The 14,378-nt window shown below is 43.5% G+C and carries 8 protein-coding genes; 5 read left to right on the top strand and 3 right to left on the bottom strand.

Annotated elements, in window-relative coordinates; translation table 11 throughout:
* Nucleotides 1-109 precede the first annotated feature (109 nt).
* From AC1XUE_RS20480 to AC1XUE_RS20465, 4 genes are all read left to right on the top strand, one after another.
* Entirely contained in the window at nt 110-3,760 is a 3,651-nt protein-coding gene (locus AC1XUE_RS20480) for a TonB-dependent receptor (RefSeq protein WP_483357846.1), read from the top strand.
* 12 nt (nt 3,761-3,772) lie between these two features.
* Nucleotides 3,773-5,587, top strand: a complete 1,815-nt coding sequence (locus tag AC1XUE_RS20475; protein WP_483357845.1) for a RagB/SusD family nutrient uptake outer membrane protein — start codon at nt 3,773-3,775, stop codon at nt 5,585-5,587.
* Between the two features lie 128 nt (nt 5,588-5,715).
* Complete coding sequence (locus AC1XUE_RS20470) at nt 5,716-8,547, top strand: PQQ-dependent sugar dehydrogenase (RefSeq protein ID WP_483357844.1); 2,832 nt, start codon at nt 5,716-5,718, stop codon at nt 8,545-8,547.
* Between the two features lie 38 nt (nt 8,548-8,585).
* Nucleotides 8,586-9,530: a sugar phosphate isomerase/epimerase family protein gene (locus tag AC1XUE_RS20465; RefSeq protein ID WP_483357843.1), complete on the top strand. Its 945-nt coding sequence runs from the start codon at nt 8,586-8,588 to the stop codon at nt 9,528-9,530.
* 224 nt (nt 9,531-9,754) lie between these two features.
* Here AC1XUE_RS20465 and AC1XUE_RS20460 read toward each other — a convergent pair whose 3' ends face one another.
* The 3 genes from AC1XUE_RS20460 to AC1XUE_RS20450 are packed head-to-tail and all read right to left on the bottom strand — an operon-like array spanning nt 9,755 to nt 13,727.
* A complete protein-coding gene (locus tag AC1XUE_RS20460; protein ID WP_483357842.1) occupies nt 9,755-10,708 on the bottom strand; it encodes a D-2-hydroxyacid dehydrogenase in 954 nt (317 codons plus the stop codon).
* Between the two features lies 1 nt (nt 10,709).
* Nucleotides 10,710-13,085 (bottom strand): M1 family metallopeptidase, encoded by a 2,376-nt coding sequence (locus AC1XUE_RS20455; RefSeq protein WP_483357841.1) that lies wholly within the window; start codon nt 13,083-13,085, stop codon nt 10,710-10,712.
* A 33-nt stretch (nt 13,086-13,118) separates the two neighbouring features.
* Nucleotides 13,119-13,727: a HupE/UreJ family protein gene (locus AC1XUE_RS20450; protein ID WP_483357840.1), complete on the bottom strand. Its 609-nt coding sequence runs from the start codon at nt 13,725-13,727 to the stop codon at nt 13,119-13,121.
* A 192-nt stretch (nt 13,728-13,919) separates the two neighbouring features.
* Here AC1XUE_RS20450 and AC1XUE_RS20445 point away from each other — a divergent pair, with 192 nt between their 5' ends.
* Nucleotides 13,920-14,285 carry a hypothetical protein gene (locus AC1XUE_RS20445; RefSeq protein ID WP_483357839.1) on the top strand — a complete coding sequence of 122 codons (366 nt, stop codon included), beginning with the start codon at nt 13,920-13,922 and terminating at the stop codon, nt 14,283-14,285.
* Nucleotides 14,286-14,378: the final 93 nt, after the last annotated feature.

Here is a 14,378-nt window from a genome sequence, read left to right as displayed (position 1 = left end):
GTGTTACCCCTGAATGTTGCCTTCGAACTCAACGTACATCCATTCTTTCAGAAAATGGATGAAGGGGATTGTTTTACCAAATCAAACCTTAATAAAACGTATCAAATGTATGAAAAAAGGGTACAATTATCAATTACTGTTACGGCTCATGCGCATCTCGCTGTTTCAATTAGTAATCGCTGCCTGCATTATGGGCACATCGTGGGCGAGAGAGGGCAATGCTCAAACCTTGCTGGCAAAAAAGATCACGCTGAATGTTCAGAATATTGAAGTTGGAGCGTTTCTGAAAAAAGTCGAAAAGTTGACAAATGCCCGCTTCGTATATAGTGCAAGGGTGATTCAGTCCAGCCGGAAAATTAGTATTTCAGCAGAGCAGCAGACTGTTTCCAGGGTGTTGGATGAAGCACTATTGCCACTTAATCTTAAATACAGGATTTCGGATGATCTCATCATTATAAGCCGTATTCAAAAGGACGATCCCATTCAGCTTATCGATAACTCTTCTTCAGTACAAATGAACCCGGCTTACAAGGGAAAGTCCCTGGCAGAGCGAACCATTACCGGCACCGTAAAAGGGGACAATAATGAAGCACTCCCGGGAGTCAGTGTTGTATTGAAAGGGACACAAAAGGGAACGACTACTGATGTAGACGGGAAGTATTCTCTTGCCATACCTGATGGAGGCGATGCCACACTTGTTTTCTCATTCGTGGGTTCTGCAACCAAGGAAGTATCTGTAGGCAGCAAAGCAGTCATAGATGTGGCGCTGGAATCGGATACCAAGGCGCTCAACGAGGTGGTAGTAGTAGGTTATGGAACTGCGAAAAAGAAAGACCTGACAGGTGCTGTTGCCATAGTCAACGTTTCTGAGTTGCAGCAACAACCCACTGCTCAGATCACAAGTCAGCTACAAGGCCGTGCGTCAGGTGTTACAGTTTTGGGCTCTGGGCAGCCTGGAGAAGCGCCACAAATCCGTATCCGTGGTATCAACACTTTTGGAAATAACGCTCCTCTATATGTAGTGGATGGAGTCCCAACACAGAATATTAACGATATCAACCCGAATGACGTCGCCACCATGCAGGTATTGAAAGATGCAGGTTCGGCTTCTATTTATGGTTCACGTGCTGCAAACGGTGTAATCATTATCACCACCAAACGCGGAAATGGTAAGATCAAAGTACAGTACGATACTTACGTGGGAACGCAACGTCCACAGGGGGGAAATGTTTGGAACCTGTTAAATCCACAGGAAACTGCCCAGCTCAAATTCAATGCAATCAGAAATGTGAATCCTAACGCAACAATTGCTGATCCTTTGTATGGCAGTGGTCAAACTCCCGTACTCCCGGACTACATTACTCCTCAGGGGTTGAGCGAAGGAGATCCTCGGGTTGCTGAAGCACTTTATAATGTTAATCCTAATTATACCAGTACAGACTCATATAACAACTTTTACAGAATAGTACGTGCCAACAAAAGTGGTACAGACTGGTTTCATGAAATTTTCAAACCAGCATCAATCCAGAGCCATAACCTGGCTGTAAGTGGTGGAGGAAATCAGGGAAATTACCTTGTTTCTTTCAACTACTTCAACCAACAAGGTACATTGCTTAATACATATCTTAAGCGATACACGATCCGTTCCAACAGCCAGTTTAATGTAAGTGAGAAGATTCGTGTAGGAGAGAATATTTCTTTCTCGGTAACGGATAACCCGCGTGTTAACTCTTCTACTGAAGGAAGTGCCATTGGTATGGCATTCCGTCAGCAGACAATCATCCCGGTATACGATATCATGGGTAATTTTGCAGGAGGCTATGGACAAGGGCTTGGAAATGCCAAAAACCCGGTTGCGATTCAGAACCGTACCAGAAACAATACAGGACAGAGCAACCGTCTTTTTGGTAACATGTATGCAGAAATCGACTTCCTGAAAGACTTTACTTTCAGAACCAGTTTCGGTGGTGAATTATTCTCCTCTGCTTACCGCTCTTTTGCTTATCCTGAATATGAAAACCAGGAAAACCTTACTGTGAATTCATACACTGAAAACACCATCAATGGTTTCAACTGGACATGGAGTAACACTGTGAATTATCAGCATACATTCAATGATATTCATGATCTGAAAGTACTTGTTGGTGTAGAAAACTATAAAAACAGAGGTAGCATTCTTGGGGGAACCACCACAGGCTATTTCACTTTTGATCCTGATTTTACTACGCTTACAACAGGCTCAGGAACGCCTACGAACTACAGTGCAAGATTTAAGGATGGTCTGGCTTCGCTGATCGGTCGCGTAGATTATTCTTTGATGGATAAATATCTTTTGGGAGCTATTATTCGTCGTGACGGTTCTTCTCGTTTCAGTACATACCGTTATGGATGGTTCCCGGCTGTCAGCTTGGGATGGAGAGTTTCGAAAGAGCGTTTTATGGAAGACATTACATGGATCAATGACCTTAAATTCCGTGGAGGTTATGGAGTGATGGGAAATCAGATGAACGTAGATCCGGCTAATGCCTTCACTACTTTCGGACAAAATCGTACATCTTCTTTTTACGATATTACAGGTTCTAACTCTTCTACGATCATGGGACTTCAAAGAACCAGAATCGGGAATGCTAATGCCAAGTGGGAAAGAAATATCAACAGCAACATTGGTATTGATGCGTCGCTTTTCAAAGGCAAACTTGATCTGACTGTAGATTATTACAGAAAAGAAGTTAGAGATTTGCTTTACAATCCTGAGATCGCTGCAGCGGCTGGTTTAGGTGAGGTACCTTATATCAACATTGCAAAAATGAGAAATCAGGGTATTGACCTTGCAGCTTCTACCAATATTGACGTAACGAACGATCTTAAATTCAACGCTACTTTAACGTTTACGACTTACAATAACAAAATTGTGAACCTAGCTGACGGCGTAGATTATTTCGATCAGGAAGGTCGCCGGTTCAACGGAAGTTATGTCGTACGTAATTCAGTAGGGCATTCAATCGGACAGTTCTTCGGGTACAAAGTAGATGGTTTCTGGAATTCTCAGGAAGAAATCAATACAGCTAATACCCAGGCAAGACAAGCTACCGGAAATAATTCCGCACTGTATCAGGCAGATGTTGCTGTGGGTAGATTCCGCTATGCAGATACAAACGGCGATGGTGTCATCACTGCTGACGACAGAACTTATATCGGAAATCCTAATCCGAAGTTCAGCTATGGTCTCAACCTGGGTGCCAACTATAAAGCTTTCGATGCAAGTATATTCCTGTACGGTTCACAAGGAAACGATATCTGGAACAATGTGAAATGGTGGACAGATTTCAATTCTAACTTCCAGGGGGCAAAAAGCCATACAGCCTTATATGATTCGTGGACACCTGAAAACCATAATGCAACTGCTCCTATCCAGGAAACAGTGGGTTCATTCAGTACGTCCAATGTTCCAAACTCGTATTTCGTAGAGAAAGGATCCTATCTGCGTGCCAAGAATGCACAGATTGGCTACACGTTGCCAGCCGGATTGCTTAAAAAGGTGAGAATTGAAAAGATGCGTATATACGTCCAAGCTGCCAATCTTTTCACAATTACTAAGTACTCCGGTCTGGATCCTGAAATTGGTACTACATCTAATACCAACAACAATGGCGGAGGAAGTTCAAACCAATCATTCTCTTCCGGCACTTCATTCGGTATTGACGAAGGTGTTTACCCTAATCAGCGCCAGTTTTTGTTAGGACTTAATTTGACATTCTAATTCTTGATAGATATGAAATTTAAAGGTTATATACTGGTATTGTCGTTGCTGGCGACCGGTGCCATTCTGGAATCATGCAGCGATAGTCTTCTGGATATTAATGCACAGGGTGCTTTGAGTGAACAACAGGCTTACAGCCGTGCTGGTGTAGATGCACTTCTGGTTGGTGCTTATGCAGCATTGGACGGACAACAATTTGTAAATGGAGGTGCTCAAAACCTAAGTGGTACAAGTGCTTGGGAAGCAGCTCCGGATAACTGGACTTTGGGTAGTATTGCCGGTGGCGATGCACACAAAGGAAGTGACGGTAGTGATCAGCCAGCCATTGATGCGATTGCCAAGTTTTCAGCTGATCCAAGTAATGGTTATTTCAACAGTAAGTGGAGAACTGTTTATGAAGGGATCAACCGTGCGAACACAGTACTGAGGGTATTGGCACTGGTTCCTGAGATTTCTGATGCTGACCGTACCAAATTGAATGCAGAAGCTCGTTTCCTTCGTGGACATTATTACTTCGAACTGAAGAAAATATTTAATAATGTTCCCTGGATCGACGAGACGATTGCAACTGCTGATGCCGGAAAAGTGCAGAACAATGTAGATATCTGGCCAAATATTCAGGCTGACTTTGAATTTGCATATGCGAATTTGCCTGCAACACAGTCATCAGTTGGGAAAGTAAATAAATGGGCGGCTGGTAGTTACCTGGCCAAAGCACTGTTGTACCAAAAGAAATACACAGAAGCAAAAACGGTCTTCGATGCAGTCATTACACAAGGTGTAACCAGCAACGGATTGAAATATGCACTGACGCAGAAATTCAAAGATAACTTTGATGCTGCTACGGAAAATAATTCAGAGTCGGTGTTCGCAATTCAGATGGCTGCGAATGACGGAACCAACAATATTGCGAATGCGAATCAGGGCAGTATGCTGAACTTTCCTTACGGAGACAGCCCATTCCGTTGCTGCGGATTTTTCCAACCTGCGCAGGATCTGGTGAATTCTTACCGTACCAATGCAACTGGTTTGCCACTTGTAGATGCTTATAACAATGCTGCAAACGTAGTAAAGAGTGATCAGGGAATTGCCTCCAATCAGCCGTTTACTCCTGATGCAGGAACTTTGGATCCTCGTTTGGACTGGACTGTTGGTCGTCGTGGCTTACCTTATCATGACTGGGGATACCACCCTGGTGCATCATGGATCCGTAGCCCGGGACAATCTTATGCTGGTCCTTATTCTCCAAAGAAAAATATCTACTGGCAGGCAACTCAGGACATCTACTCTGATCAGAGTTCATGGGCGCCTGGTACCGCGATTAACCTGAATGTGATCCGTTTTGCTGATGTAATTTTGATGGCAGCTGAAGTTGAAGCACAATTGAACAACCTCGCGCAAGCTCAGACTTACGTGAACCTGGTTCGTGCAAGAGCTGCTGAGCCAACGGGCTTTCTGTATAAATATGCCAATGACGCTAATCCGGTTGCTGGTTTCTCCGCAACTCCTGCTGCTAATTATAAAATAGCCGTATATCCTGCCGGTACTTTTGCTGGTCTGGGTAAGGATGGTGCTTTGAAAGCGATTTATTTCGAGCGTAAAATAGAATTGGCCATGGAAGGGCACCGCTTCTTTGACCTGGTACGCTGGGGTATTGCTCAGACTACACTGAACGCATTCTTTGCTTATGAAGGAACAGTAACCAGCGATATACGCGGAGGAAATTTCGTGGCTCCTAAAAACGAGTATTATCCGATACCGCAGCGTCAGATTGACCTGAGCACGCAAGGTGGAACTTCTGCACTGAAACAAAATTCCGGTTACTAATCACCCGATCTGAGAATTTAAATACTGATGGATGATTGTTGAGAGAGCCGGGTAACTTTACCCGGCAACTTTTTTTAAAAGCACATTTGTTACGAATATTTCTCCTACCGTTAACCCGATACTGCACGATGAAAAAGAATAACCTTATTTCTACTATCAGTCGCAGCACCTTGTCTTTTACTTCGTTCATTTTCATAGGATTTCTACTGGCTTTTACTATTCAGGATAAGCCACAAAAACCAGACGAAAGCCGTTTCACTCCTGTGGTGATGGCTGATGATCTGGACGAACCTATGGTGTTTGAGGTACTCAAAGACGGGTCTGTATACATTGCCGAAAGAAAGGGAGCTGTGAAAAAGTACAACCCTTCTACTAAAACCACCGATCTGATCGCTATCATTCCTGTTAATACCAAATACACCAGTGCTGAAGGTGTAGTAAGGGAAGCAGAGGAAGGACTGATGGGATTGACCTTCGATCCGAACTTTGAAAAAAATCACTGGATTTATCTGTATTACGCACATCCGACCGAAAAGAAGCATATTCTTTCCCGTTGGGATTTGGTGGATGACCAACTGGTTGAAGCTTCGAAGAAAGATATTATTGAAGTGGAAACCCAGCGCGAAGTATGCTGCCACACAGGCGGTGGTATGGTTTGGGATAAAGCAGGTAATCTGTTCCTGACTGTTGGGAACAATACAGGAAACCAACAGGCAGCACAAACAGATGAACGGCCCGGACGTGCAAGCTGGGATGACCAGGGACATGCAGGTAACACCAATGATCTGAGAGGAAAAATCCTGAGAATTCATCCGGAAGCAGATGGCTCTTATACCACTCCAGAGGGCAATCTTTATCCGAAAGGAACGGCTAAAACAAGACCGGAAATCTATTCAATGGGCCATCGTAATCCGTGGAGGATTTCGGTAGACAGTAAAACAGGTTTTATCTACTGGGGCGAAGTAGGTCCTGATGCAGGAGAGGATTCAGAGATTGGTCCCAAAGGTTATGATGAACTGAATCAGGCGCGTAAACCCGGCAACTTTGGCTGGCCGTGGTTTGTGGCAGATGATCAGGCATTCCCTGTTTTTGATTACGCTACAAACAAACCCTTGGCGAAAAAAGACCCGAAAAATCTGATTAACAACTCTCCCAACAATACCGGTCTGGAAAAGTTACTACCTACAGAACCGACCTTCATTTATTATCCCTATGGAGTGTCTGAAAAGTTTCCGTTGGTGGGATCCGGTTCAAGAAGTGCTACAGGCGGACCCGTTTATCACCGTTCTGATTTTAAAAATCCTAAACGTCCGTGGCCGGCTTATTACGAAAACAAATGGATCGCTGCTGATTTCTCCCGTGGCTGGATCATGGCCATTTCAATGAAAGAAAATGGTGATTATGAGTCTATGGAGCGTGTATTACCGGGTTACCATCCGGTTCAGCCTATTGACATTAAATTTGGTCCTGATGGCGATCTGTATATCCTGGAATACGGAAGTAATTGGTTCCGTAAAAGTGATAACTCCCGACTTGTCAGGATTGAATACAATGGTGGTAACCGTAAGCCGGTCGTATCGGTAGCTACCGATAAAAAAGGTGGTACTGTTCCTTTCAGAGCGAAACTATCATCAGAAGGAACAAAAGATTTTGATGGTGATGCACTTAAATACAGCTGGAAAGTGACAGGATCGGGCATTGCACCGCAAACGTTTACGGTTGCAAATCCTTCGGTAAGTTTCAATAAGCCTGGTGTGTACACTGCCACTTTAACGGTAACCGATTCGAAAGGGGCGAGTAATGCGCAGTCTGTTAAAATTATAGCTGGCAATGAACCTCCGAAAGTAAGTCTGGATCTCGCCGGAAATAAAACTTTCTTCTTCACTGAAAAGCCGATTGAATACAGTGTTGCGGTGAGTGACAAGGAAGATGGAAGTCTGGCAGATGAGAAGATCAAACCGGAACAAGTAGCGGTGAGTATAGATTATACTGCCGAGGGTTTTGATTATGCCGAGGTTATTCAAAGTCAGCGTAGTGTGGATGCTTCAACCCAGTTTGCTGTTGCACAAATTCTGATGAGTAAAAGTGATTGCAAGGTTTGTCATCAGCCCAATACAAAATCTGTAGGACCGTCGTTTGCTGAGATTTCCAACAAATACAAAGGACAGGCGGGTGCATTGGATTTACTTGTTCAGAAAGTACTTAAAGGAGGATCCGGCGTTTGGGGAGAAGTAGCCATGGCTGCTCATCCGTCTTTGCCGGTGGCAGATGCAGAAGTGATTGTGAAGTATATTCTGCATAGCACAGATAAAACATTGAGCTCACTTCCCGTACAAGGGAAATATACGCCTGAAATTCCCAAGGGAGATAATGGTCATGGCTCATTGATTATCCGCGCTGCGTTTACAGACAGAGCATTAAGTGTAAACAAAGCCATTCCTGCGCAGACTTCCGAAGAGATGATCGTATTGCGTAGCCCGGAAGTAAACGCAGCCGAAGCACCTATTGTAAAAGGTGCCGAACTGAAGGCTTTGGGTGTAGCTGGGTTAGGTTTCAGTGTGGTTGCCTATGCCAATAATCATTTGGGTTGGAAGCAAATTGACCTTGCCGGTATTTCTCAGATTGAACTGAATGCTTCTGCTCAGAAAAGAGAAGGAAGTGTAGGAGGAAAAATTGAGATCAGGTTGGACTCTCCAACTGGACAACTGATTGGTGAACAACAGGTGGAAATGGCACCGGAAGTTAATATTGCCAAAGTAATGGCGGAAATGGAAAGTGAGAAGAAAAATGCGAAACCTGGTGAAGCTGCAAAGCCACGTAATCCCTTTGCACGTCCGCCTGTATTTGTAAAAATCAAAAGTACAGCCGGTAAGCGCGATGTGTATTTTGTATTTAAAAATGACAATGCAAAGGCCATTCAGCCACTGATGTCATTCTCCAAAGTTAAATTTATTCAGTAGTCTTAATTCAATTTCTCAAACCTAATTCGAGCGAAACAATGAACACAGACAGAAGACATTTTCTAAAGCAGGCCGGAGCTGTTATGGCAGGAGGCCTTATGTTACCAGCTATATCCAAAGCGGCTTTTCTGACAGGAGAGACGGCGGAGGCATGGCCGGTAGGGATACAGTTGTTTACGGTATTCAAGCAAATGAATGAGGATCCGGAAGGAACGCTGAAGAAACTGGCATCAATAGGAATTAAAGAAGTAGAATCCGCTTTCAGTACACGCGGAGGCTATTACGGATATAAACCAAAGGAATTCAAAAAGGTGGTAGAAGGTGTAGGTTTGAAATGGCGTGCACACCATGCTACCGGCGCACCATTTAAAATGCCTCCTCCCGACAAAATGCCGAAAGGTGCTGACGGAAAGCCAATTTCTATTCCAAAAATGCCTGCTATGCTGAATTTGAGAGACAACTATCAGCAGTTGGTGGATGATGCAGCAGAGGCCGGTTTGAGTTATCTGGTGTGTGCAAGTACCCCTGTAGGTAATCTGGATGAGATCAAAAATTCCATTGAGGTGTTCCAGAAAACCGGTGAAGCGGCGAAGAAAGCAGGGTTGGGTTTTGCTTACCATAATCATGCAACAGAATTCGATGCAGTGGAAGGTGGAAAAACGCCTTATGAACTCGTGTTGTCACAAACAGATAAAGACCTGGTGAAAATGGAACTTGATCTGGCATGGGCAACCAAAGCGGGTAAGGATCCTGTAGCGCTTTTCAAGGAACATCCGGGCCGCTTCCCGCTATGGCATGTAAAGGATATCAAAAGTGATCTGCAAACGATAACCGAAGTAGGGAATGGTGTGGTTGAATTTAAAAGGATTTTTGAAGCAGCAAAGATTGCAGGACTGAAGTATTTCTTCATTGAGCAGGATATGGTTCCTTCTATTGATAGTGTGGATATCGGTTACAAAAATCTGGTGAAAATGATCGGTTAAGTGAAGCTTATTATATTCAGATTCTTTGTTTCGATTAAAATAAAATTAGAATTTGGATTACTGCTTTTACCCGTGTAAAATAGGTATACATTGCATCAAAAAGTTTGGTTGAAACAAATCAGAGGGTTCCTTACCCGGTTTACCTCATTTGTAGGGTAATATGCACAAATGGCATCGGAAGTTCGCTTCCAATGCCATTTGTCTTTTTGGTATATCTGAATCCATCACGAAACCACACTAGTAGGATGTCCTTCCTGAAAAGCCTTTAAATGATCAGCTACCATTTGCAGCAAACGTGCTCTTGCTTCCAGCGTAGCCCAGGCTACGTGAGGCGTAATGACGCAATTAGGCGCGGAAAGTAAAGGATTGTCTGCCTTGGGAGGTTCGGATGAAAGTACATCTAATCCTGCTCCACCAATGCGATTTTCTTTTAGGGCTTTGGCCAGATTGGCCTCATTGATCAGTGGTCCTCTGCCAGTGTTGATCAGTATAGCAGATGTTTTCATCCATGCAATAGTCTCCGTATTGATCAGTTCTTTCGTTTCGTCAGTTAACGGACAATGCAGACTGATCACGTCACTGTTTTTGAAAACAGCTTCCAATGTAACCATCGTAATATCCGGATTGGTAGTTTGTGCCGGATTTTTGCGATAAGCGATGACTTTCATGCCAAGTGCTATTCCAATTTTCGCAACTTGCGACCCAATATCGCCCAGCCCAACCAGCCCGATTGTTTTTCCTGCCAGTTCGGTCAATGGCGTCTTCCAATAGGCAAAATCCGGTGAGGAAACCCAATCGCCTTTTGCTACGCTTTGGCTATGCGTTTCAATACGATTGACCAACGCCAGCAATAAAGCAAACGTATGCTGTGCAACCGAAGCAGGGCCGTAAGCTTTCACATTGGTAACCACTATATTTCTTTTTCTTGCCGCTTCAATATCGATATTGTTATATCCGGTTGCTTCAACACCAATGTATTTAAGCTTTGGAAGCTGCTCCAATATGGCTTCTGTCAGCACTACTTTATTGACAAGCACAGCATCTGCATCCTTTGCACGATCGATAATTTCTTCCGGAGCCGAGCGATCGTATTTTGTTACATTACCAAGTGCTTCAATAGGTGCCCAGTCAAGATCACCGGGATTCAAGGTATATCCGTCGAGAATTACAATATTCATATTACTCATTTTTAGGAGTTGCTCCGATTTTCCCGGATCCTTCTGTTTGCATAGGATTTGTCGGACGGGCACTTTGCTGTTGTTTGAAAATCTGGAAACGGGTTGGTTTCTGTTTTCTTGGAAATGAATTGTTCTCTGTGTCTATATCCGCGATCTGGTAGTAAGGATCCAGCGTCCATTGAACCACCTTCTTTTTAGTTGATATTACCTTATTGATTTGCGCGTCGTTGAATCGCCAGATTTCCGCCGGGAAAGTTACTGTAGAATCAGTTCCATCTTCAAATTCCATTTTGACGATTACAGGCATTACCAACCCACCTTTGTTCTTCACAGTAAGCGTATAGAAATTGGAGTTGGCGGATATCAGCTGTCTTTCGCTTTCCGAAAGGCCCGATATATACTGATCATACTTAGCCCGGTCAGCTTCGGTAACTTTATAGGGATCATATGTATTGTAGAAATCAGCCATAGAAGAGTCCTGCGCCACTACAGTTTGTCCTTTGGAGGCCAAATCCCGTTGCCTGCTGATTGTAGTCTTTTTAACGTCCGCCTGTTTTCTTGCTATTTCTTTTTCGACTTCTGGATTTTGAGAATCAATGCTAAACCAGTCTACAGTTACCAGATCCTGATCTACAGGGTCTGTTCCATAAAACCATCCTTTCCAAAACCAGTCCAGGTCCACACCCGATGCATCTTCCATCGTTCTGAAAAAGTCGGATGGAGTAGGACTTTTAAAACGCCACCTGTTGGCATACTCTTTAAAAGCATGATCGAACAGGTCTCTTCCCATCACTGTTTCACGTAAAATGTTGAGAGCAGTGGCAGGTTTGGCATAGGCATTAGGCCCAAGTCCGATCACATTTTCAGCAGAGCTCATAATAGGAGAAAGCACCGATGGATCTGACGACATGTACTCCGTGATCTGTATCGGTTCTCCGCGACGGGTCGGATAATTGTAATCCCATTCCTTTTCAGCCAGATATTGGCAAAATGTATTAAGACCTTCGTCCATCCATGCCCATTGTCTTTCATCTGAATTGACGATCATAGGGAAGAAATTGTGGCCTACTTCATGTATGATCACACCGATCATCCCGTATTTCACCGCTTCTGAATAAGTGCCGTCTTCTTCCGGACGCCCTCCATTGAAACTGATCATAGGATATTCCATACCACCTCCTGCTACAGCGTGGCAGGAGATCGCGACCGGGTAGGGATATTCAAACGTACGGTTTCCATAAGATTTCAATGTATGCGCAACGGCCCGCGTAGAGTATTGTTCCCACAGCGGATTTCCCTCTTTGGGATAAATCGACATACACCAGATTTTCCTTCCGTTTTTATATACATCGCTTTGCATCGCATCCCAGATAAACTTGCGGCTACTGGCAAATGCAAAGTCGCGCACATTATCTGCTTTGTAGATCCAGGTCTTTTTTCCAGGATTTTTATTGTCTCTTTTCTCAGCTTTCTCTGCCTCTGATTGCGTGACAATGAGTACCGGAGTTTTGGATGTTTCGGCTTTTTTCAGACGCTGTTTTTGCGTGGCCGTAAGTACCTGCGCGTAATTCTGGCATTCTCCGCTTGCCGCTACTACGTGATCAGCAGGTGCTGTGATGGCAACTTTGTAATTACCAAAAATCAGCGCAAATTCACCCTGTCCCAAAAACTGTTTATGGTTCCAGCCGTTTACGTCGTCGTAAGGAGCCAGGCGTGGAAACCAGTGTGCAATAAAATAATTCGAGTTGCCATCTTTCGGAAAGTACTCATATCCGCTGCGTCCATAGTATGGCGTGATATTAAAGGCCCAATCTACACTAAAAACCAGATTTGTACCAGGTTTTAATACAACCGGAAGGTCAATACGCATCATCGTGTTGTTGATGGTGTAAGGAAGCGCTTTGCCTGCTTTATCTTTCACTGAAGCAATTTCATAGCCATATTTTTTATCAGGTTCCAGGGCAACACTCTGGCCGGTATTGAAAGATTGGAGCTGAGCGGAGCTCATACCTTTGCTATTCACTGTGCCAGTTTTAGAACTAGCGCCAATTGCATCATTTTTAAAAAGATTCTGGTCCAGCTGCATCCAGATGTAACGGAGCTCGTCAGGGGAATTATTATAGAAAGTAATGGTCTCCGATCCGGTGATCCGCCGTTTGTCATCGTCCAGTTCTGCTTTAATATCGTAATCAGCTCTTTGTTGCCAGTATTCTTTACCGGGAGCACCGGATGCCGTACGGTACGTATTGGGAGTTGGTAATACTGTTCCCAGTTGTTCAAACCGATCATTGGCTTTGAAGTTGGGTGATACTGGTATCTGCTGGGCCAGTGCAGATGTGGAATACAAAAGGACAATTAAGAATAGGAGTTGTTTCATGAAGCAGGAAATTTTATAATCGGTGATTTCATTCTAAAATAATGTTGGTAAATATTCATTGCTGATGATCAGAGACAGCGCCATACCTGCAATAATACCGGAAATAATATGCACCCAGCTTACCCTTGCCATCCGAATGATTTCGATGAATACAAAGGCAATCGTAAGTACGATGAAAACAATAATCAATTGCCCAAGTTCCAGACCAATATTGAAACCTAGTAACGGAGTTACGATGTCGGCTTCCTTACCCAGCAAAGCGCGGAGGTAGTTAGAAAATCCCAAACCATGTATCAGTCCGAAAATCAGTGCCAGAAAGTAACGCCCATTGGTTCCTTTTGATGAATATCGGGATCGGTCTTTCTTCTCTTTGTAAGAAAAATTAATAGCTGCTGTAATGACAATGGTAATTGGTATCAGCAATTCAATCAGATCAGGATTTATGCTTACAAATCCCAGAGTAGCCAAAGCCAGCGTAACAGAATGACCCAGGGTGAAAGCAGTCACAAGGATGATTACCTTTTTCCAGTCTACCAACGTATACACAGTGCAGAGTGCCATGATAAAAAGGATATGATCGTATCCTTTGGAATCTGTGATATGTTCAAAACCCAGTTGGAGATAAGCCAGAAACTCGGACATGTGAAGAAGTTAGGAGTATAAGAAAGTGAGATTGCTCGTCACGATAAAAAAGATGACCCGAAGATATTGTATTCGGGTTAGGAATGCAACCGAAGGTGAAACGCATAAATGCATATACTTCTGGTTTTTTCGGTTCTGTGAGGGGGGAATGTTTTTGTGAATTGTCTTAAGTAATATTTACAAAGAACATCCATGAAAACTACAATCTTGTTAATTGCTTTATTTGCCTCCAGTCTTCTTTCCTTCGGTCAGGTGATCGTCGGGGAAGTTGATATTAATCAGATCGAAGACCTCGAAGTCATAGAGGTTATGGTTGACAACCGATCCCTCATTAAATCTGTAGATGTTATGGTAGATTATGGCCAGGCACAAAATGAAGTTAATGCTTGGGGGAAAAGGATAGATTCCAGGTTTATGGATACTGATACAAAAGATAGAATGGTCTTTAAATCTTCAGCCCATCTGATCAATTTTCTGGAAAAACGGGGTTGGAAGAACTATAGTATGCTGACTAAAGACAATGTGTTTTATTACTATTTCAGGCGGAGTAGGGAGTAAAATATTCAGGATTAGAGGTCGGTGCAAGTAAGAACGAGAATTTTAAAAAGCTATGTTAAGGCACTTGTTTTATTTAGATGAATATTTTTCGAC

The sequence above is a fragment of the Dyadobacter sp. HNCC25DJ187 genome, from assembly GCF_056895255.1.
The sequence above is the reverse complement of the archived record's forward strand: the minus strand, read 5'-3'. Positions and strand labels throughout refer to the sequence as shown.

Coding starts and splice junctions, on each gene's coding strand:
- AC1XUE_RS20465 (WP_483357843.1), top strand. CDS start 8,586: ATGAACACAGACAGAAGACATTTTCTAAAGCAGGCCGGAGCTGTTATG.
- AC1XUE_RS20450 (WP_483357840.1), bottom strand. CDS start 13,727: ATGTCCGAGTTTCTGGCTTATCTCCAACTGGGTTTTGAACATATCACA.
- AC1XUE_RS20480 (WP_483357846.1), top strand. CDS start 110: ATGAAAAAAGGGTACAATTATCAATTACTGTTACGGCTCATGCGCATC.
- AC1XUE_RS20470 (WP_483357844.1), top strand. CDS start 5,716: ATGAAAAAGAATAACCTTATTTCTACTATCAGTCGCAGCACCTTGTCT.
- AC1XUE_RS20455 (WP_483357841.1), bottom strand. CDS start 13,085: ATGAAACAACTCCTATTCTTAATTGTCCTTTTGTATTCCACATCTGCA.
- AC1XUE_RS20475 (WP_483357845.1), top strand. CDS start 3,773: ATGAAATTTAAAGGTTATATACTGGTATTGTCGTTGCTGGCGACCGGT.
- AC1XUE_RS20460 (WP_483357842.1), bottom strand. CDS start 10,708: ATGAATATTGTAATTCTCGACGGATATACCTTGAATCCCGGTGATCTT.
- AC1XUE_RS20445 (WP_483357839.1), top strand. CDS start 13,920: ATGAAAACTACAATCTTGTTAATTGCTTTATTTGCCTCCAGTCTTCTT.